This window comes from Anaerosporobacter sp., assembly GCF_031551385.1.
GTDB lineage: Bacteria > Bacillota > Clostridia > Lachnospirales > Lachnospiraceae > Anaerosporobacter.
This window is the reverse complement of record NZ_JAVBNS010000268.1, coordinates 1-20,281: the sequence shown is the minus strand read 5'-3', so window position 1 is coordinate 20,281 and position 20,281 is coordinate 1. Positions and strand designations below refer to the sequence as shown.

Below are 20,281 nucleotides of genomic sequence, written 5' to 3'. Positions count from 1 at the left end.
CTTTGTTAGTTTTGCTTCGTATATGCATATTTCATTAAACATAAAACGTCTCCTCAAATTTGAAATTATATAGCATTATATTCTTTTTTCAGTCATTCTTCCATGCCCATAATATTTTTTCATTCATGCTTTTTATTAACAAAGCACTTTCTTTCGCTTGTTGATAGCACTATTCCTATTGACCCTTTTGTGTGACCAGATGAATTAATTACTCTCCCATCTATTCCATACTGTAATAATATTGCTCCAGTATCTAAAATAATATCAGGCAAAATACTTTCTATATTATTTCGACAAATATTATGATTTGAAGCTCGTTACATCAAAAATATTTTATCACATATGACCAGCCGTCGCAATGTTTCAGCCCCAGCATGCGCTTCGCTTCATCCTCAGTCTACGCAATGCTCAGTTCGAAAATACTTCGTATTTCCTCACTGTGTGGCTGTCGCCACATAAGTCTAAAACAAAAAACAACTATCCGTAAGTGCAAGCACTTCCGTCTAGTTGTCTTTTATTTTATCCTTACATTGCTCGTAGCTTATTCGAATTCTCGCACAAGAATTGCAATCCACCTGCAACTATACAAATATATACCGTTTTATTAGCTTTATTTACGATATTATCCGTGTTTTACACTCATATCATACATTCTTAGAACCAGAATAGAACCAGAGTATAACCACTCGAAACACCAGTAATTATCAGCTTTTTCCATATGTTATATATATTGTACTATTCATCATTTTCTGGGTCAAGCAACTTCTTATAGTCTTTTGTAAATGGCTGCGGTTCTTTGTCAAAAAGATATGCCGCACCATTTAAAATTTCTACAATAGTCAATGCTGTTGCAAGAGCATCATTTCGCATATTATTATATACATCCTCTGAAAATGAAACATCGCCAGACTGTAATTGTCTGACGATCTCATTGAATACATCTATTAAGTTTTCCATAGCATTAACAATCTTCTGCACATTTTCCTTTTTCCCTACAACGACAATATTAGAATATATGCAGCTTCTTGCTATAAAATCTTTTTTGTTTATTCCAGATAATGCAACACGCTCTTCTATCAAATCTCTCTCCCACTTATTTGCCCTAAATGAAATTGTTGGATTCTTATGAATACCTGGCATGTATCTAATCTCCTTCCACATTTTTATTTAATTTTGAAATTTCATTGATTTTCTCTGCCAACTCTTCTGCTTGATTAGGATACATATGTGCATATGTCCCAAGGGTAGTATTAATTCTTTCATGCCCTAATCTTTGTGCCACATGCAAAGGCTTTGCATCCAGTTTGGAAATCAACAATGAAGCATGCGAATGGCGCAAATCGTGAAGCCTGATTTTTTTAACGCCCGATAATTTCGCTCCACGAGCCATAGCATTTTCAAGATATGATTTTGAAACCTGAAAGATATGGTCTTTCGATGTCATGCCATAAAGCATCCCCATGTACTCCTGTAACATTTCAATTAAATTATCTGACAGAGCGATAACTCTCTTTCCTCTGTGCGTTTTGGGGTCTGTGATATACTCTTTCCTATCTATTCTTTGCAAGGATTTGTTTACTGTCAATGTCTTTTTATCAAAATCAATATCCTCTATCGTCAAGGCTAAAAGTTCTCCACACCTCATTCCAGTCCAATATAATGTCTGCAGGGCATAGTAGGCTGTTGGCTTATCTTTAAGAACTGCTACAAATTCTTCAAATTCTTCTAACGTGTAATAATCCATTTCATCCGCTTTACCCTTGCCCATTGAACCTGCTATTTCGCAAGGATTCTGTTTTAATCCGTAATATCTACAGGCATATTTCATCATGACTGCCATTTGATTATTAATTGTCTTTAAATATGTAGGCTTAAAACCTTTTTTCATTAAATCCTGTTGCCACAATCTGATATCGGCAGGCGTAATATCCGTGAGTTTCTTCTTTCCGAAGTAAGGTAAAATTTTTAGCTCTACCATATATTTTTTACCCTTTAACGTGCTATAACGTAATCTCACTTCCATATCCTTAATGTATATTTCATATAACGACTGAAACGTCATATCTGAGCTCTGAGAGGCTCTAAGGTTAAACTGTTCTACATATTCAGTTGCAGCCTTTTTAGTAGGAAAATTGCGCTTATGATGCTTAACATTCTTTCCCTGATAATTCTTTGTATACCACTGAACATCCCATAATCCCTTTTCGTTTTTCTTAACATTCATGTCAAATTATCCTTTCTCACTCCCTAGAAATTGCATTTCTAGGGAGTGCTCATTCATTCTTTTTACATTACACTATGAAGTCCGTAATACTTTTCGTTAAAATAAGCCTTGGGAATCCTGCCTGCAATCACAATAAAGCCTTGCTCTTTAAGTTCATCATTAAGACTCCTAATAACTTTATATGCATGTCCATTTGAAACGTCTAATATAGCCGCAACCTCTTCTACATTATAAAAAATACGTTTATCCATATCTTTCATTCCTTTCACTATTTTATATATTGAGCCTCCCTTCTGTAGGGAGGCTCCTGTGCTTGTGTTTTAATCATCTGTATCATCTGCGTCGTCATTGCATCCAGTACGCAAGAGACCTCTATAGCTCTGCTTGAGTTTCGGCGTACAAATCCTATCAATATCACCACCCATATAAGATGGATTCTTCCATTCCTCTAAACCATACTCAACAATAAGCGGTTCTGGTTTGTCCATTCTCTTTCTAGGGCGCAATGCCTTTTTCCTATCTTGACAGTACCACTCAGGATATTCACCCAACATATTTACCACATCATTAATAAATGTGTTTTTCCCCTGTATTGAACCATTTGGATTATTCTTATGACTCCAAGACTTAAACAAATCATGCAAGAAACTAAATGGAATCATATCCCATACAAGCTGTTCCAACATTTCATCCAAGAATTGTCTAACAGGGTCATTAAATTCCTTGAACTCAGCAAGTGCCAATCTACATACAGTAGGCTCTGACAGGCTGTAGAAATTCATATTTAATATTCTAAACAGAACAAATTCCAAAACTGTATCCATATGCAGGTATCGTTCTTTAATGTACTTTCGTTCTTTACCTGTGAAGCACTTATCAAATGGAATAAATAATTGCCTACGATAAAATGAATCTGACTTGTCCTTAATTCTTGGAAATTCATTAAGGCATTGCACCATAAAACCATAAAATTGATAACTGATAGGTGTTTTATGTTTTCTGTTAATAGATATAACATCGTTTGTTATAACCGCTTTCAAGTTAGCAGCCTTATCTACAAACGTACCCACATCATTCTCGTCACGAATAATAGCATTTGCTCTAATGAGTGGCTCCAACAAAAAATCTGTTCCAAAATCCGAAAGAGATAGCGATGCATAACTGCCTTCACCAATTAACGCTCTCATCAGCTCACACAAACTGCCCTTTCCATTATTTCCAGACTGAGCATACAGCACAGCCATCTTCTGCCTTTTAACGAATGGACGTATAATAGCGCTCAAAATTTCCCACATTAGTTGTGTTAACTCTGGATCATCAAATAGCTCCTCCATCCAACTTTCAATATCCCAATTTGTACCGTCTTCATCATTATGGATGACAACATTCTTTGCAAAGGGGTTATAATTAACCTTTGACTTAACCATGAATACATAGTCTGGTGAAAACGGTTCAAGTATCTTTGTCTTGAAATTGAAGATTCCGTTATTTACAGCTATTAAGTCTCTATCCATAGTACGTGAAACCCTTGGAGCGTGCATAAGTAACATCTCCATAACATCATGTAATTCCTTACTTGTGATGGAAAAATTATAAGAGTGTGCAACTCTTTTAAACTCGGTTTCGTCAGTAACATATATGCCTTCATTTACACCATTATCTTTATAAATTGCAAGTAAATCGTAATCAGGATTTACATTCCCTTCACAGGTTTTCACCCTAACAATATTATGTGTATGTAACATAACCAACGCAATTTGACTGGCACATAATTTTTGTGGCGCTGTTAACTTTTCTGTTTTAGATAAATTTTGATTTTCCAAAACAACAGCTTTTTTTATGGTACTCACCAGCTCTGATTCTATATCAGATGGTGACGGAAGACAATCAGGGTCAAGCTGTGCTAAATAATCAATCGTACGCATACGAATCAATTCATTAATCGTCATAATTTTATCTCCTTATTTTTCTATTTTTAGTTTCAAAAAACTTCATTTCTATCAATCAGTCTAATACATTTTCTGATTTGATTTTCAAAGGGAATTCCTGAATTCATTGTTTATTCAGGAATTCTCCCTTTTTTAGATTATTTTTTGTTACCTATTGCAGTTTCTCAATAAATCTAAATCCATTAGCATCAGTCCTTTTTTTACTTCCGTCTTTTCTATAGAAGAAATTTCCTTTTACAATACCTTCTTCTACAACTTCTGTAGCTTTTGGGTGGTTTCTTGTTCCGCTCCATTCTAAAAAAGCACATCTCCATTTGATTCCAATTGATTCTTTTTTTCTTGCAGCATTTTGTTTCGAATACTCAATAATTTCCATTAATTTGTTATCCGTTATTGTTTCTAATCTTCCATAATCCAAATAATAAAAAGCTGTTTCGTTGTAATAGGTACCTGTATGGTGCCATGATGATTGAAAAAGCGCCACTTCTCTCAAATCTTCCACGTGTAATTTCTTTAATAATGATAAGCTACATTGTAATTCAATTTCTGCTGTTTTAATCGCTTTTAAAATATCTGATTTCGTCCATTTTGAAATTGATTTTTCTCCATCTTCATAAGCTTGAACCGCATTATTACTCATCGAGAATCCATAATATCCTGCCATTTCAATTTCTCCTTTTGTATAGTTTTTCTTCTAGTGTTCTAGTCATACTAAAACTCCTTTTTTGATTTTTAGTAACAAAAAAAGCACTCTTTCCTGTTCTAAGGAATAGAGTGCTAAAATAAATCAAATTTATCTTAATAACGTTGTTGAACAAACTAATCGCACTCTATCCTATAATCAGGTCTAATAAAAATACTTTCTGATTAAATTAAAAGGATTTCCTGACTCCATAGTTTAGTCAGGCGAGCCCACGCTCGAGTACTAATGTCCGTACAATCAACCAAGGTTTTACATCTTTCAGCTTCATCTGTCCAATGTAAAGTGGTCCAAAAAATGTTCTAACCGATGATCTACAAAATTTATGTATATATGAATCTTCTGTAGTTCACCTGGGTTTTTGGCTTATTTTCCTCCATATAATTTCTAATAATTACTAATCTATCATCAACCGTGTATTACTCGGTCAATATCATATTAAATCAAAAACAACTTCTGGTTACTGTCATCGCCATAACAAGATAAGTATTTTTCTTTTTCAAATCTCATATACTGCCGATTTAGATAGGCTACAGATAAATCACCTTTATACGCCAGTTCTCCTGCCAGTGCTTCCAGCTTATCATAGGCTTCTTCTATATCAACAATAACGGTTATTGTTCTATTGAAATCAGGTTGCGCTGTCAAAAGTCGAGTTAGTATTTGTTGTAACTTTGGCATTAGCAATTCTTCTTCTACATTAATAAATGTATTTACATCGAACCACCAGCCTTTATCAGCCTCTTTTAGCTCAATCGCAAGACTAGGCGAGTACCACTTAGTACGTGGTGTAGTCACTTCAAATATATAGCCCTTAGTTGAAAGAACTCTCTGAATCACTCCACTGGATATTATCTCCAGTTCTTTTTGATGATTGAATCTCTGTTCAATATCAGCATCCTCATCACTTTCCGTAAGAAAGACCACATCGCTAAGCGGATTATTAACGATACTCACAAATCCTGCGGCTGATACAAGTTCTTCAAATGTTACACCATTTCTTGGTTTTGCAGCATCACTTGTTAATACTTGAAAGTTCTTAATTGATGCCTTTCTTTTTCCTGATACAATCATGCTTAGGCTTGAAGTTCCCATACCTGCTTGTAAAGCATATTCTTTCATCGTTCTGTCAGAACCTTTTGCTTTAGTTATCAATTCTTTAACTTTGCTATAATCCTATGTACCTAACATGTATGTTCCCTGCTTTCTGATTCTATATTAACACATGAATTATGATTTGTAAATAGGAAATTCACATATTTGTAAATTTGTATCAACTTTCAATTTGGGATTACATATTCCAAAAGTTTTAACTACATACTTCATAGTGCTATATTAGCATGGATTTAAATGTCTGTCAAGTGCATAATTCACACCTTATTGAACTCTATTCAATAAATTCATATAACACTATTTAACATGACCCGAAACAACTAATATTACATCCTTCCCAAAGAGTAAAACAAAAATAGGTACTGCCAACCGATTCCAGAGTCAGAGCCTGTAAAACTTTCGTCACTCCGAAGGAGCTTGCTCTTGTACAGAAACAAGATGATAAATGATATACTTAGCAGAAATAGGCGTGCATATTAATGTACTGATTCCGTCATCGTCGCCTTTCGCAGAGTTCAACAGCATTTATCATCTCTCTGTCAAGAGTGGCACAAATCTCTTGTCTGACGTATCCATGAAATATATAAACAAATTTTTTTAGCCGTTCTGCCAGTATTCTACAACTAACCATAATAATCTATATTTTCTCTGACAAACCCCAAATACAACCTTAAGAGAACAGATGCACAGTTTCAATTGATGGTAATTGTAATCATATTTTAAAATTTTTTGTACAGTTATTTTGTCTCAATTTCATTTCTTTGTTTGTCAATCTTCTCTTGAAGATAAGCCGCAAAATATCCTTTATATCGTTCTTGTAATTCAATATATCGCCAATCCTGCCCTGTGATTATACCACGACAGTTTGCTTCGCCACATGTACATGCTAAATTATAAGCCTCATCGGTTTCGTCATCCAACATGGCATAGTCCATCGTTAACTCTTCACCAATCTCAATGTCACGCAAAGCAATACCCGTTATTTCTCCACGCAAACCACAATTTGGGTTACACGAATGATTTACGCGAAGCAAAATTTTTTGTATTTCATCACGTGCAGAATCTTTCTTTGGAGCTAAAAACAATTCATCACTTAAGGGCCAGTAATTATAGCCAAGTTTTTCAATTAACATAGTTTCTCGTGTTAAAATGTATCCTCCTTTAATGAAAACTATCTCACCTTTAGAAATAGGTTCAATAGCAAAAGAGCCTTGTCCGCTAATAGCGTCTTCTCGTTCATTCGCCTTTGGTGTCAAATATGAATATACCATCAATTTTCCTCCTTATATACTATAAAACGCTTGGAATCTCATGTAAAATGCAATGGAAACCTCCACCACCAATTAAGGGTTCGCGAGCACTAAATGGTATTATTTCTCTGTTGGGGTAAATTTTTTTTATTATACTTAATGCGATTTCATCCTCTTCACACTGGAATGTCGGAAAAATAAGTCCAGCGTTAATCAAATAATAATTTATGTAAGAAGGAACTAACTGGAAGCCTTCGATTCTATTCGTTGAAAATGATTCCTGTACAAGACCTAAAGCTTCACCATGTGTTATAAATTGCGGTGAAGGTATGGGTATCTTGTGTAATGTTTGAACTGTTCCACTGGCTTTCAAATTGCTTAATACCTGTCTTGACAAATGATACTGAGGATTGTTTTCATCATCCGTCCATGCCATACATAACTCACCTGGACGAACAATACTGCAGACGTTATCAACATGACCATTTGTTTCATCAAGAGCTAATCCATCCTCAAGCCAAACGATTCGCTCTGCACAGAAATATCTTTTTAAGTAATCCTCTATTTGCCAAGGGGACATTTCTGGATTCCTATTTTTATTGAGCAGTACATTCTTAGTAGTATAAAGTGTACCACTACCGTCAGCTATAACTGCACCTCCTTCTAAAACAACATCATTAACGATATACTTCTTTATTCCAAGATAATCTGAAAGAGTTTTTGCAAACATAGCATCCCGATCCCAAGGATAGTATGCTCCCTCGGTAAGCCCTCCCCAAGAATTAAAATTCCAGCATACTGCCCTGATTTCGGATTTGTTCACGACAAAATTAGGCGATATATCTCTTGCCCAAATATCATCATATTCAATCTCAACAATTCGAACCCTACTATCAAGTCGATTACACACAAGAGCACAAAGATGAGGCTTAACACAAAAAAACACTTCTTCATAGTTGACTATAGTATTTGCCAAGTCAATAATTAGGTTTTGTGCGTGAACAGCACTGTCTCTCCATATATCTTTTCGCTCTGGAAACATAATGATGGTACCGAAATGTTTTTCGTGCTCTCCTCGCGTAATAAATCCATCACTTTTGGGGGATATCATACCAAATCATTCTCCTTTCGCTTCCATATCTTTTTTAACTTCTGTGATGTCTCGAAGCAATGATACTCCATTTGCCTCCTCCCAATATATTACATCGTAATTGGTAAACCCTCCATCATAAACATAGTTATTTCCGTTATCTAGAATAGACTTCGAAACAACATGCTCATATACTTTTTCCGCAATCTCTGTTGTATAACCATTACGACCAATCGGAGATAATATTCCTGCTTTTCCACCAGCCGAGTTTTCATCGCTTCCCATGCTGCTATCATCGTCAGCCATAATCCAACCAGGCGAAATCGATATAACACGAACCTTACTTTTGGGATAGAAGTTATTTCCCAAACTCTTACTAACATTGATTAAGGCAGCCTTACTTGCAGAGTATGAGAGACTTGCATATGTTGCAAGCATGCCATCTGTACTTGCAATATTTACAATTGTTCCATTGGTGTTGATATAATCTTGCAATTCAATACATATTCGCATGGGTGCATAAAAATTACACCGCATAACTGCCTCAAAGTTAGGAAGTGAGAAATTTCTGAACTCATGGACAATTTCATCATCTTCAGTTAAATTCATAGTTCCTGCATTGTTAACAATTACATCGAAACGGTATTCCTTCATCTTTTCGATAAATACAGTTGTCGAATTTTCATCACAAAAATCAACTTGGTATAACGTTAAGTCACTATACTCTTTTTCAAGTTGTTCAGCAATGCTTTTGCTTGTATTGTATGTACCTATTACTTGATAACCTTCAGACAAAAATTTACGGCATATACTTTTTCCGATGTTGCGAGATACCCCTGTGATTAATACTACTTTTTTCATTTTTACCTCCTTAAAATTGGTTGTACTGATTCAACCTGTGAAACAGTGTTTTCTACATTAGCCGTACTAGAAGAGTCAATAAACTGCATTAGGAAAATGCAGATTACAGTGCATATAAGCGTCATAATCGTGAGAATCAAGAACGTTATGCAAGACGTTTTTTTTCTATCAATCGCATTGTTCCAAGCTATAACTATATCGCCTACTCCTTGTTTATTTGCTTGATAAGTTTCATTCACATCCTTCAATATTATTGACAGTCTAAAACAAAAAAAACTTGTAAATATGGACATGATAAGACCTATCCAAAACGCTACCTCACTATAGTTTTCGACAATCTCAAATAAAAGTGTAAGAGGAATGGATATTAACGCACCACTAATAAATGTATAATACTCTTGATCAATACGAAACAGTTTATAGTGAATTTTATCATTTCTTCTTTCCATTCTTTTCACGCTCCTTTGGACCATTTATATCATCTATAAATGCGCGCATTTTAGTTTCGACCACATCTAATCGTTGACGATACAGGTTCAATGCATAGCTTGGGGATGAATCGACTGATTCCTTCATTGATGTTAAATCTCTTATGAGTTGATCTCGTTTACTTTGAAGTGTGCTAATTGCTTCCGTTCGAATCGCTTCTAGTCTGGAGCTATTCATTGTCGGAGCGGATGTTCTTTTTTCTATCTCAGCGCCAAATGTAATATGGATTATTTCCATTTTTCGGTCGATTTCAATTTTAAGAGCAGCTGGACTTTCTTGCTCATCAACCACTTCCACAGAGGGTAATTGATTAATGGCATTCTCCATCTCATCGTTAAGCTTATTCAATGTCGAGTCAATAGCCTCTTTATTATCTTGTAAAAACTGTTCAAAGTCGAATGCTTTCTCACTCTTATTTAGATTTGAAGTAATAATGGCACCTTTGTCATTAATTAACTTTCTTAATGCAGTTTTCTGCTCTGATTCCAAGGAACATTCCTTATCAATTCGAGAGCGAAGCTCACTTATACCCTTTGTATACTTCTCATTCAATGCTCGAACAGATTCTTTAAAAGCCTTAACACATTCATCAAATTCTTTTTGCCTGCTTTGATGTTCTTCCAATGCTTTCTCTAAATCAATTGGAAGTCCTATTTCTGCATAATATTTTTCCCCTGTTTCATCGTCAACAAGTTGCATACTATTTGTAACAAGATTAAAACCAGTTCTTGTTCCTTGCATATCTTTTGTATAGTAATTTTTAAAATCAACTAGTAATTGTCCCAAAGTCTCCTCGTCTGCCTCAATAATCCTAATGCTATCATCCATTGCTTGGGCACGCTCGTAAATGCTCATTATCTCAGGAAATTGCTTGTCAATAAGATTACGATTATATGTCTCTATGCAAGTGCCTGCCCAAAGAACTATCTTATAAGCACTATTGCTTGCCCATAGCGTCAGCGGAGATTTTTCAATCATTTGTAGCATAGCTCTGTCTTTCCACCGAACAGCACGCTTATTTCTTATAAGAAGCAATAATTCAACAAGATCATTTCTTTCATGTTCTTGGACATATTTACTAACTTCTTCGTCAGACAACGCTTCAAACTCGCTGATGGTCAGTTTGTTTTGTTGTGATTGCATATCTCCCCTCTCCATTTCGCATTTATTAGTGTAATAATTTCATACGGATTTGTTTTTCCTATAAGTTATTATAATTTGTACACACTGGTCTTAAGGATGGGGATACATAAATAAACCACCTTTTAAATCATCTTGAATTTCAGCATATAGTTCTTTATATAACTTTTTTACTGCTTTGCACGCAAACGGTTTTATTCCATCTAGCTTTCCTGTTTCATTTACAATTTCTCCAGGACAATATCCACTACAATGTAGTTTAGCTGGACATGCCTTACAATGGGCAAGATTATCCGAATTTCTATTTTGGAGAGTCTTAATTTTTTCAGGATAATATATGATTTTTTTGGTTAGTTCATCAAATTTACCATAAATAAAGCAATCCATGTGATTGGCATTAGTACCGAATACAACTAAGTCACATGCGGAAATATAGCCATCTGGTGTTAGATGGGGAACAGGCGTACAACAACGACAGTTAATTTTTGTATTTGAATCAAAATTACAAATCAGAAAACTACCGTAAAACATACCAACCTGTTTCGCATATCGATATGCTTCAATATAATTATTCACATATGTATCCATGTCAAAATGATATTTATCTTGTGCGCCTTTGTCATCACAAAATGGTTTGATTCCTACTGGTGGAAATTCAGGGTCTGACCATACATAATCTATTCCCATTTGCATAAAATAATCTATCATTTGCTTTTGATGATTATTATTTAAATCTGTAACCGTTACCCTCCCGCCTATCATTAGATTTCTGTCACCTTTATTGTTCAGCAACCATCGTATATTGTCCTCAATGATAGGCGACGAAGGCTCATCATTAGGAAAAGGTCGTTGCTTATCATGGAATTCTGGAGTTCCATCAAATGATATCCATATAATATTGATATTGTTTAAAATCCATTCCCGAACCGCTGGATTAAAAGTTCCATTGGTTTGCAATTCAGTCGTTACAGTAACACTACCTTCTTTTTGTCTGGCATACTTGGTTATTTGTTGCATTAACTCAAACTCTTCCGTTGGCTCACCTGGTCCATAAAATCGAATATGACGACTATTATTATTAGAAAAATACTCGTCGATTCCAGCCTTAGCCACCTCAAATGATAGTGACTTTTCTTCAAGTTTTTCTCTTTCTTCCTGATTATAACAGTATTTACAACGCAATCTACACTTTGTTGTCAAAAAAAAAGAAATCATTTGTTTGTTACAGTGTGGCATAATTAATCTCCTTTGTCCTTGAATATATAATTAAAAAACCCCACAAAATCACCTGTTACAGTGATTTCGTAGGGTTATAATCTACGTGTAGGGCATTTCTATACCCCTGTGCAGCTCACATATTTCGTTTATGCACTCTCATGTATACGTATTATAACAAATAATTCATCAAATTTCAAGAGAACTTGACTTTAATCCTCAAGTTCCTTGAGCCTCCAATCCAGTTTTTAAGTTGATTCAAGATTCATTCAAGGAATATTTCAATATTTTGCGCCTCCCCATTTAATTGCTGCACTGGAATTTCCAAGGCAGCAGCCAAATGTCCACACCGTGTGAAATGTTAGTAGTTCTGATGACTTGTACAGTACATCAATCAATTCCTCTCGTATTATGATTTGCTTTTCTTTTAGCCATTATTTTTTCTACATTTTTATAGCTAATCTCACTTGCAAACATATAACATACTCTAAAAACAAACCATCATGTATACATATCATTAACCATACTAAAATCATTATCATCTAGTGTTCCGTGAGCAATTTCATTTCTCACGTTATAACAAGGAGCCCGCTCTTGTACAGGACAAGATGATAAATGATACACTTACCCGAAATAGGCGTGCATATTAATGTATTGATTCCGTCACCGTCGCCTTTCGCAAAATTTAACAGCATTTATCATCTCGCTGTCAAGAGTGACATAAGCCTCTTGCCTACATATCCCCGAAGAAGCTCCAGAGCAGAACCAGCATAAACTCCAGCAGGTTGTCCATAGTTTTTAACGGTTCGCAGAACAATTCCACCCCTTGACTGTAGTTTTGAATACGCAACACAACCTCCACATTAAAACAACTTATTTTCAATATTCCTCAATTTGTCTAAATCTTTATAATATTCTTTAATATATATATCCATGCAAGCCATTCTATTATCACTGGTTCTATTTTCTCGATATTTTGAATTATAAAAGAAAATGAAATTATGTATCGTAGCTACTAAACCATCACATTCTTTTTGCCATTCTCTAATATCATCTGGTGCAAAATCCATTTCCGTGAATTCGTTATAGAGTTTATTTATTTCTGGAATTACAGTATCCATTCTTTCAAACATCTCATTTTCATCAATAATCTCATTTTGTAAATCTGTATACGCATTAATAACTTTTTCTGCCTGATTTATAATATTAACTATTATCTTATGACTCTTTATCATAAATTCATCTTTGCCCATCACATTATCATCATGTAGATTTCTTATCGCCTCATAATATGAATGTACAGAAATATGTACCTCGTTCAGCATAAAAGTATATTTGCTTTCACTATACCACCACTTTTTATCTTGCTTATCATCAACCCAAGTAGTATGTAATAGATAATTACTATTTATCATGTCGCTTTCATCTAGGCCATAATATACCCATATAATATTAGCATATTTTGATTTATGATTTTTTTCACTTTTCGCGTTTGGGTAAACCTCAAAGTGAATAGCTTCTTTAACAATCTTCTTATTTATATTTGAAATTTCTGCAAATGAATATGGTTCCTTCAATATTACTTTAAGTGAATATCTTTTAAGGCTTCCTGTATGCACTGGTTCTACATCATAGATAGTAAATTCATCATACTCTTTATATATTTTACTTGTTATATAAGGTTTGTAATCGGAACACGAAAAAAATATCGTTCCACCCATATCCGCCTTAAAAATAGGATTCTGCTTCTGTTCTGGATGTCTTTTGTTCCAAACCTCCAAATATAAAAATAAGAGTTTCTTTATATCAAACAGTGATTTCCGTCCTTCTCTAATAATAAATTTATTTAATAACGCACTGCTTAAAAAATCAGTAAAAACGCTTACTGGTTTTTCAGGGTGACCATACGATACTTGATTTGCACTGCTAGATGCCATAACTGCATATCCCTTACCATAAAAATGATTTACAGTCTCCTCTAAATCAAACTCGATATGATTATCTATTTTAAAATTTCCAGACATACAGCAATCCATAATTATAATCTTATTCTTTGCCTTCACTGCTTCCAAATATTTTATTATACTCTCTGTACAGATCAATCCATCTGTAACAACTAAATAATGTTTTTTATCTTGTAAAGTAGTACCATGACCAGAAAAATAAAGTATAATAGTATCCTCATTATTACAAACCGATTTAATCGCTTGCAAACCTTTCACTATTTCATCCTTTAGCACACGACCACTTAGGCCACAACACAAAACATTATTTTCTTCTACCTCTATTCCTCTGATAAGAGAATCTTTTATAAGATTAATATCATTTATGCAAAAAGGCAAATCATCTGCACCTTCTAAATCGTAGCTACTTACTCCGACTATTAATACTTTTATATTGTCCATATTGCCTCCCATCTCTACGCTATCACAGAAAAATGCCTCATTGCTTCTTTTATACACTTTACCTTCTCTTATATAAAGCTTAATCTTCACCAAATAACTTATTGTTACAAGCAGAGCAATAACATTGCTCTTCATCCTTTTCATCTATGTCAACAGCTTCAATAGGACATTGGCAATATGTACAGTAGATTATGTAATTTTTTGCCCCGCAGTTAAGACATGTTCCGACTGGCGCATAATCATCATCTGTACATATATATTCCTCACCACATTCACAGCAAAAAACATCTCTTTCTGTAATAGCGGACGATTTGCCCATTGCATCAAGATGATTTTGTATATCTGCTTTTTCACGAAGATTTGGTAAATTCTCTTCAATAAAATTACATAACACTTTCTTTGTCTTCTCCGCCGAGAACTCGTCCAATTCATCTTGTGTTTCTGGCATATAATTGGTTTGTTCGTAATTAAAGCTGTACTCTCCATTTGTAAAACCGATAACACTCTCAGCTATAGCACCATCTAACTCACATATAATTGTCAACTCACTAGAATGACCCTCAGAATCATTAATATCTAATGTTACAAAGACATTAATAGTCTTATCCGCTATCATATAAGTAACTCTAAAAATCTGTTGATTTGTATCTACATTCTTCAAATCTATATAATCATCAAAATCTATATCTTGTCTTTCTCCAAAAATCTCTATCAATTCACTGTATATTTCATAAAGTGCTTCATTGAAAACATCAATAATCTGTTCTCTTGAATGTACTTTTACACCACTTTCACTTTCAGCAATTGCATCCCAAGCTGCCTGCTCCATAGCTTCCTGCTCCGCCAAATCAGCTTTATATTCTTCTATCATCTCTTGCTCTTCTTCAGAAATGAACTCTCCACAAAACTTTGTATAGGCAGTCGTCAACTCTATTAAAACCTTTTCGCACAACGTAAAGATATTCATAAACGATTCACTGTCTAACAATTTATTATGTGCAATCTGATTTCTTCTTTTTTCAAAAAGCCTATATGTATCTAAAAAATCTACGCTTAAATGTTTTCCAAAGCACATATTCCATATATCAATCTGTGGTTGACATTGTGACCTTAAAAGTGATACTAAATCTTCATTTGAGTAGTGATTGAGAACCTCCTCGACTTTTTCATCGTATGTAGGAGTCCATTTCAATGTTTTTGTTTTTGCAATTTCCATTAAATCATTTAACTCTAGTGACATTAAATACGGTTGTATATCTTTGTATTGTCCAGCATACTCACGCGTATCTTCAATTCGACTTTTACGATTTTTCTTTATATTGGCAGCAATATTTTCATTCCACCAATTTGCTCCAAAAATTTTTGTAAACACATCATTTACATAATATCTAAATAAATTTTCTATTTCGTAAATGCGAGGATATAAATTTGATGCATAAAATGCTGACTGCTTATCCACCAGACAATATCTATTATTCCATTCTTTTATTTCTCCTCTTAGTTTGTGCTTTAATACTTCCAAGCAATTGCTATCACTTTCAGTAGAAAAAGTATAATTATCTGAACAGATTTCTACATATAAAATTTCGGCCTTATTATATGTTTCATATGTAAACTTTACAGTAAAATTAATTGTCATAGGAACATTTTTTCGGATTTCTTTACATGAAAATGAATATACATATGTTTCAAGATTTTCATGTTGATATGTAATAATATCACTACCTTCTGCAAAGGGGCTTTCACACTCGTATGTTTGGAGATTTTCAATTATTCCTTCCGATAGAAGTTTCGATATTATAGCGGAATAGTAACTTTCCCTACTATCTGGTAATGTATTATTCAATTCTGAGAAACAATATTTAACTAAAATTTGCTGTTCCAAACTTTTTCCTCCTACACGGCTATCTCATATATATCAGTTTTTTACTCACATTCACTTTTAACTATATAATATGCTGTGGAACAACAACACACTCATCCAACTGCTTATGTAAAAACGAAATTGTCGTTAAAATGTCAATTGCATCCTGTTCATTCACAACCCATTTGATTTTTAATTCATGCGCCGTCACATTTCGTACCATGTGCGTAATTCCATTTAGCATCTCCTTCAGCCCATTCTGTAAATTTTTATCAGTAGAAGTCTGCAATGAACTTATTGCCAGTCTGGGATTGTTTACAGAAAAAACAGTATTAAATAGTGAAGAGCCATCATCTTGAAGTCCTGTTTTTTCTCTTACCTTTTCCGCTAAGCTTTTAGCAGCTTCCAATACTGCATGGAAATAGTTTTCTTTGAGATACTCTTCCTTACAACACTTTATTACATCTGTATGAATATGTCTCTTTTGCAGTTCATTTATCAAATTACAAGTTCTTCGCTCAACCTCGGAAATTGTAGTTGCTGCAACAGTCTTTATTAATTTCCCTTCCTTTGTTAATTCTAATCCCATCAATAATAAAGGCTTATTTACTTCTGCTAAAATTTTGTCATAGTTGTCACTGCTACCAGATACAAATCTGACTGGGTTCAAACTTTTCTTAATAAAATTTAAGAAAGCATTAGATGCCCCATCTATTTCCTGTCTATCCCGAAAAGTATAAAATATTCTTTTCCATTTTGTACTTTCATTACTTGTGTCCATAACTCCGCACTCAAGAAAAATACTATCCATCTGGCTGCCAGTCATGCATTCTCCTATAGTTCTTGCCAATACTTCAATTTCAGAATTGGTTAGCTTTCTTATCTTTTCTGCCATAACGCATAATCTCCTTAATAATATTCTTCATACTGTGCCATTTCACTTCTCATATCAGATTCCCAGTCCGCAACAGCTTCAAATTCACTGTCACATCCATCACAAAAATTTGATATTGCTTGCATAAACTCATAAGTATTTTTTAAGTCAATATTTATATCGTCAAATCGATATTCTAAACTGTATGAGGTGGGATATCTAAAAATATCGCCATTCTTATCTATTCCGCTCAATTCCTGTATTTGTTTCTCTACAAGATTAATTAACTCCAAACTTTGTGCTTGAGCTTTTGAATAATGTTCAATCATTGGACGTGCATGCTTCCACAATTCTTTGTAGAGCAAATGACTCCTTCTTTTACTTAGAAAAACATTCCTTGGCACCCTATGTTCTATGGTTTTATAAAACATTCTTTTTAGACCTAACTCTATAAGGTTTCTCATCAGAAACAAAATTGGAAATGTTTTATCTTCCTTTGTGATTTCACTACACTCATAAAACAAAAATTCTGCTGCCAAACTATAGCCCCAAACCTGCTTATGAAAGCCGTCACCCGAAAGCGACTCCCACAAATAACAATTACCAATTCCATGACTGGAAAATTGTAATAATTCCGAAGAACGAGCAGCATCAAATCTATCTATTCTTTCACTTTCAGGTATATGTAAACATTTCTGTACAATACCATATGCTTGCAGCATACTATTTGCCATATCAACAACATTCAAAAACTTATTCCTATATTTTGAAAGGAAATCATCTTCAAAAGGAAAACGAAATAAATCCGACTTAGCATCAACTTCTTCTAACGACAATAAATACTCTTTTATCCAATGGTGTTCATCCGAAGTAAGTACCGTTGCTGTTTCCATGTCATATGTTTCAAACAGCTTATACAGGTCATGCTTACATTCAAGAAATATTTGTTGTATTTTATGCTTACTTACAACCACATCGCATATGAAAGCCTTTATCCCCAATTCCATTCCCTGCCTGAATAAATACATACTAGGCAAAAACCACGTATCAGACTTAATATTATCATGACCGCTATCAACTATCTTTTCACATATTTTATATCCACATATAAAAAAGTCTTCTGACAATTTCTGATAATCTTTCTTTAAATTTCTGCTCCATTTTATGTGTACCAAATAATTAGAATCATTTATATCAAAAAAGCTTTTTCCACCGACTGGCCATAATTCGTGTGCGTAACTCATCAAATCCCCTCTTCCATGTTTGTAATATCGTAACATAATTATAATTCTATAGTCGTATACTTACAACTTTCTTTTGCAAAATTCAGCATCTTTGTACACTCATCATTCTTGCCTTATATTTAGTTTTTTATCTTTTCCTGTTCCATGCCTATTTCTGCGGGAACAGGCTAAGTATTTCTTATGCTGAAACTACCTTTATACTGATTTTTCACCATTTATACCTATTCATGTTATTTTATCAGCAATTATACCTGTAACTGTAGGGCACCCCGAAGTAGATAGTTTTATCATCTACGAGTGGGCAAGAAGGACGTGTTGCAAAATGACTATTTAGTCATCGAGTAACACGCCCTTCGCAGTAAGACACAAGCAAAGCGCAGGGTGGAATCTCAAGCCAAAGGCGCAGAGATTTCGACGAACGTCAGCTATGCTGACCACAGAGAACTCTGAGTTGACGTAGTCAAAAAAGAGGGCTCCGTGTCGTTCGTTCTTATGCCCTAACGACGAAAGCCGACTGTTCCATCAGTGGAGGCGAGAATTCGTCATATACCTACACTATCAAGGCTTTGAGCCTGTCCACTCACAACGTAAAAACGTTGTCCCTATTTGGGGGATAGGGGACAAAGCCATAAGAAAGCATGATAAATACGCTATCATGCGGGGACATCTGGAACGTATCGAGTAGCACGCTTGTCCCCTACCAGACGAAGTATCAGAATTCACAAAATTAACAGCTAATTCATGTCCCCAGTCGGGGACAAATAAAGCTAAGAAAGCTGTTTCTAATTTATAAACCTATGGTAGTCTAGTCAGGGGATCGTGTGCGAAATAATATTATAAAGTGATATATTCGGTGCTGGCATTTATGCCAACACCAAGCGAAGCGTAAAAAAAGTGGCACTTTCCCTTGTGGAAAGAGTATGAAAAAAAATTATTGCCCCTTTGCGGGTTCTGAATGAGCTATATTACTGTACACGACGAATATATAGCAACTCTTTGGGCTTTGAATAGGCTATATTACTGTACACGACGAATATATAGCAACTCTTTGGGCTTTGAATGGGCTATATTACTGTACACGACGAATATATAGTAACTCTTTGGGCTTTGAATGGGCTATATTACTGTACACGATAATGATACAAACAAAGATACTTTAATAAATTTCATTTCCGACAGCAAAAAAGAGTAGCAAGAGCTACCCTTTTAGTCATTTTTTTCGCCATATTAATAAAACAACTTTGTATATTCAGTCTGTGTGTCCGCAATATGATAGACGTAAACAATCTCGCCAATTACTCTGTGTATCGCCACATGCTTTTTACAAATAACCATCCGATAGCCTTGCCTATTCAGCCATTCATCTGGTGTCATTGAACCAGAATCAGGAAAACTTTCTAATCGTTCAAGGGCATCAAGAATAGAATCCGTTACTTGTAAAGCTGTCTCCACACCAAATTGTATTACATACCAATCTTCTATACGTTTTAAGTCTTCCCAAGCAGTAGGAAGAATTTCAATCTTATATGTCATTTACTCTCTCCCTCAAACGCTTCCTAGCTTCTGAAATACTATATGTTTCTGCACCATCCAAGCGCTCTTGTTCTGCCTGTAATACCTTTGCACGCAGTTGTAAGGTCTGCTCTCGTTTTTCAAAAGCTTCTATGCTCATAAGCACTAAATCACCTTCACCATTTTTGGTTATATAAATAGGCTCCTTTGTTTCCTTTGCCATATTTGAAATTGTTGCATAGTCATTCCTCAAGGCTGCCGATGCTTTTATAATCATTTTGCCACCTCCATATCATTATTGTGATATAATTATATCTTTTTTTGTTTATATTGTAAACCTATTTTCACTAA

General features: G+C 34.5%; 18 protein-coding genes. All 18 read right to left on the bottom strand.

Annotation, left to right across the window (positions count from 1 at the left end):
• Positions 1-735: 735 nt before the first annotated feature.
• The 18 genes from RMR19_RS20130 to RMR19_RS20045 all read right to left on the bottom strand — a co-directional run bounded on the left by RMR19_RS20130 (position 736) and on the right by RMR19_RS20045 (position 20,207).
• Complete coding sequence (locus tag RMR19_RS20130) at positions 736-1,140, bottom strand: plasmid mobilization protein (RefSeq protein ID WP_310605301.1); 405 nt, start codon at positions 1,138-1,140, stop codon at positions 736-738.
• Positions 1,141-1,144: 4 nt separating this feature from the next.
• The gene (locus RMR19_RS20125) at positions 1,145-2,224 is read right to left on the bottom strand and encodes a tyrosine-type recombinase/integrase (RefSeq protein ID WP_310605300.1); all 1,080 of its coding nucleotides are present in this window, start codon (positions 2,222-2,224) and stop codon (positions 1,145-1,147) included.
• A gap of 62 nt (positions 2,225-2,286) precedes the next feature.
• Entirely contained in the window at positions 2,287-2,475 is a 189-nt protein-coding gene (locus RMR19_RS20120) for an ICEBs1 excisionase (protein ID WP_310605299.1), read from the bottom strand.
• A 69-nt stretch (positions 2,476-2,544) separates the two neighbouring features.
• Positions 2,545-4,173 carry a DNA primase family protein gene (locus tag RMR19_RS20115; RefSeq protein ID WP_310605298.1) on the bottom strand — a complete coding sequence of 543 codons (1,629 nt, stop codon included), beginning with the start codon at positions 4,171-4,173 and terminating at the stop codon, positions 2,545-2,547.
• 151 nt (positions 4,174-4,324) lie between these two features.
• A complete protein-coding gene (locus RMR19_RS20110) occupies positions 4,325-4,837 on the bottom strand; it encodes a hypothetical protein (RefSeq protein ID WP_310605297.1) in 513 nt (170 codons plus the stop codon).
• 474 nt (positions 4,838-5,311) lie between these two features.
• Positions 5,312-6,028, bottom strand: a complete 717-nt coding sequence (locus RMR19_RS20105; protein ID WP_310605296.1) for a hypothetical protein — start codon at positions 6,026-6,028, stop codon at positions 5,312-5,314.
• 695 nt (positions 6,029-6,723) lie between these two features.
• Positions 6,724-7,257 carry an SET domain-containing protein gene (locus tag RMR19_RS20100; RefSeq protein ID WP_310605295.1) on the bottom strand — a complete coding sequence of 178 codons (534 nt, stop codon included), beginning with the start codon at positions 7,255-7,257 and terminating at the stop codon, positions 6,724-6,726.
• 19 nt (positions 7,258-7,276) lie between these two features.
• The gene (locus RMR19_RS20095; RefSeq protein WP_310605294.1) at positions 7,277-8,347 is read right to left on the bottom strand and encodes an agmatine deiminase family protein; all 1,071 of its coding nucleotides are present in this window, start codon (positions 8,345-8,347) and stop codon (positions 7,277-7,279) included.
• A gap of 6 nt (positions 8,348-8,353) precedes the next feature.
• Positions 8,354-9,187, bottom strand: coding sequence for an SDR family NAD(P)-dependent oxidoreductase (locus tag RMR19_RS20090; RefSeq protein ID WP_310605293.1), 834 nt, complete (start codon positions 9,185-9,187; stop codon positions 8,354-8,356).
• A 2-nt stretch (positions 9,188-9,189) separates the two neighbouring features.
• Entirely contained in the window at positions 9,190-9,636 is a 447-nt protein-coding gene (locus RMR19_RS20085; protein ID WP_310605292.1) for a hypothetical protein, read from the bottom strand.
• Positions 9,620-10,819 (bottom strand): hypothetical protein, encoded by a 1,200-nt coding sequence (locus tag RMR19_RS20080; protein WP_310605291.1) that lies wholly within the window; start codon positions 10,817-10,819, stop codon positions 9,620-9,622. The genes RMR19_RS20085 and RMR19_RS20080 overlap by 17 nt, the downstream gene beginning before the upstream one ends.
• Before the next feature lie 90 nt (positions 10,820-10,909).
• Positions 10,910-12,052, bottom strand: a complete 1,143-nt coding sequence (locus tag RMR19_RS20075) for a radical SAM protein (RefSeq protein WP_310605290.1) — start codon at positions 12,050-12,052, stop codon at positions 10,910-10,912.
• An 842-nt stretch (positions 12,053-12,894) separates the two neighbouring features.
• Positions 12,895-14,580 carry a caspase family protein gene (locus RMR19_RS20070; RefSeq protein ID WP_310605289.1) on the bottom strand — a complete coding sequence of 562 codons (1,686 nt, stop codon included), beginning with the start codon at positions 14,578-14,580 and terminating at the stop codon, positions 12,895-12,897.
• A complete protein-coding gene (locus tag RMR19_RS20065; protein WP_310605288.1) occupies positions 14,516-16,321 on the bottom strand; it encodes a hypothetical protein in 1,806 nt (601 codons plus the stop codon). Before RMR19_RS20065 ends, RMR19_RS20070 begins: the two co-directional genes overlap by 65 nt.
• 61 nt (positions 16,322-16,382) lie before the next feature.
• Positions 16,383-17,195: a TIGR02391 family protein gene (locus RMR19_RS20060; protein WP_310605287.1), complete on the bottom strand. Its 813-nt coding sequence runs from the start codon at positions 17,193-17,195 to the stop codon at positions 16,383-16,385.
• Positions 17,196-17,209: 14 nt separating this feature from the next.
• Positions 17,210-18,418 carry a hypothetical protein gene (locus RMR19_RS20055; protein ID WP_310605286.1) on the bottom strand — a complete coding sequence of 403 codons (1,209 nt, stop codon included), beginning with the start codon at positions 18,416-18,418 and terminating at the stop codon, positions 17,210-17,212.
• A 1,227-nt stretch (positions 18,419-19,645) separates the two neighbouring features.
• Complete coding sequence (locus RMR19_RS20050; RefSeq protein ID WP_310605285.1) at positions 19,646-19,951, bottom strand: type II toxin-antitoxin system RelE/ParE family toxin; 306 nt, start codon at positions 19,949-19,951, stop codon at positions 19,646-19,648.
• Positions 19,941-20,207: a type II toxin-antitoxin system prevent-host-death family antitoxin gene (locus RMR19_RS20045; RefSeq protein WP_310605284.1), complete on the bottom strand. Its 267-nt coding sequence runs from the start codon at positions 20,205-20,207 to the stop codon at positions 19,941-19,943. Before RMR19_RS20045 ends, RMR19_RS20050 begins: the two co-directional genes overlap by 11 nt.
• Between the last annotated feature and the right edge of the window lie 74 nt (positions 20,208-20,281).

Coding starts and splice junctions, on each gene's coding strand:
- RMR19_RS20130 (WP_310605301.1), bottom strand. CDS start 1,140: ATGCCAGGTATTCATAAGAATCCAACAATTTCATTTAGGGCAAATAAG.
- RMR19_RS20125 (WP_310605300.1), bottom strand. CDS start 2,224: ATGAATGTTAAGAAAAACGAAAAGGGATTATGGGATGTTCAGTGGTAT.
- RMR19_RS20120 (WP_310605299.1), bottom strand. CDS start 2,475: ATGGATAAACGTATTTTTTATAATGTAGAAGAGGTTGCGGCTATATTA.
- RMR19_RS20115 (WP_310605298.1), bottom strand. CDS start 4,173: ATGACGATTAATGAATTGATTCGTATGCGTACGATTGATTATTTAGCA.
- RMR19_RS20110 (WP_310605297.1), bottom strand. CDS start 4,837: ATGGCAGGATATTATGGATTCTCGATGAGTAATAATGCGGTTCAAGCT.
- RMR19_RS20100 (WP_310605295.1), bottom strand. CDS start 7,257: ATGGTATATTCATATTTGACACCAAAGGCGAATGAACGAGAAGACGCT.
- RMR19_RS20095 (WP_310605294.1), bottom strand. CDS start 8,347: ATGATATCCCCCAAAAGTGATGGATTTATTACGCGAGGAGAGCACGAA.
- RMR19_RS20090 (WP_310605293.1), bottom strand. CDS start 9,187: ATGAAAAAAGTAGTATTAATCACAGGGGTATCTCGCAACATCGGAAAA.
- RMR19_RS20085 (WP_310605292.1), bottom strand. CDS start 9,636: ATGGAAAGAAGAAATGATAAAATTCACTATAAACTGTTTCGTATTGAT.
- RMR19_RS20080 (WP_310605291.1), bottom strand. CDS start 10,819: ATGCAATCACAACAAAACAAACTGACCATCAGCGAGTTTGAAGCGTTG.
- RMR19_RS20075 (WP_310605290.1), bottom strand. CDS start 12,052: ATGCCACACTGTAACAAACAAATGATTTCTTTTTTTTTGACAACAAAG.
- RMR19_RS20070 (WP_310605289.1), bottom strand. CDS start 14,580: ATGAAAAGGATGAAGAGCAATGTTATTGCTCTGCTTGTAACAATAAGT.
- RMR19_RS20060 (WP_310605287.1), bottom strand. CDS start 17,195: ATGGCAGAAAAGATAAGAAAGCTAACCAATTCTGAAATTGAAGTATTG.
- RMR19_RS20055 (WP_310605286.1), bottom strand. CDS start 18,418: ATGAGTTACGCACACGAATTATGGCCAGTCGGTGGAAAAAGCTTTTTT.
- RMR19_RS20050 (WP_310605285.1), bottom strand. CDS start 19,951: ATGACATATAAGATTGAAATTCTTCCTACTGCTTGGGAAGACTTAAAA.
- RMR19_RS20045 (WP_310605284.1), bottom strand. CDS start 20,207: ATGATTATAAAAGCATCGGCAGCCTTGAGGAATGACTATGCAACAATT.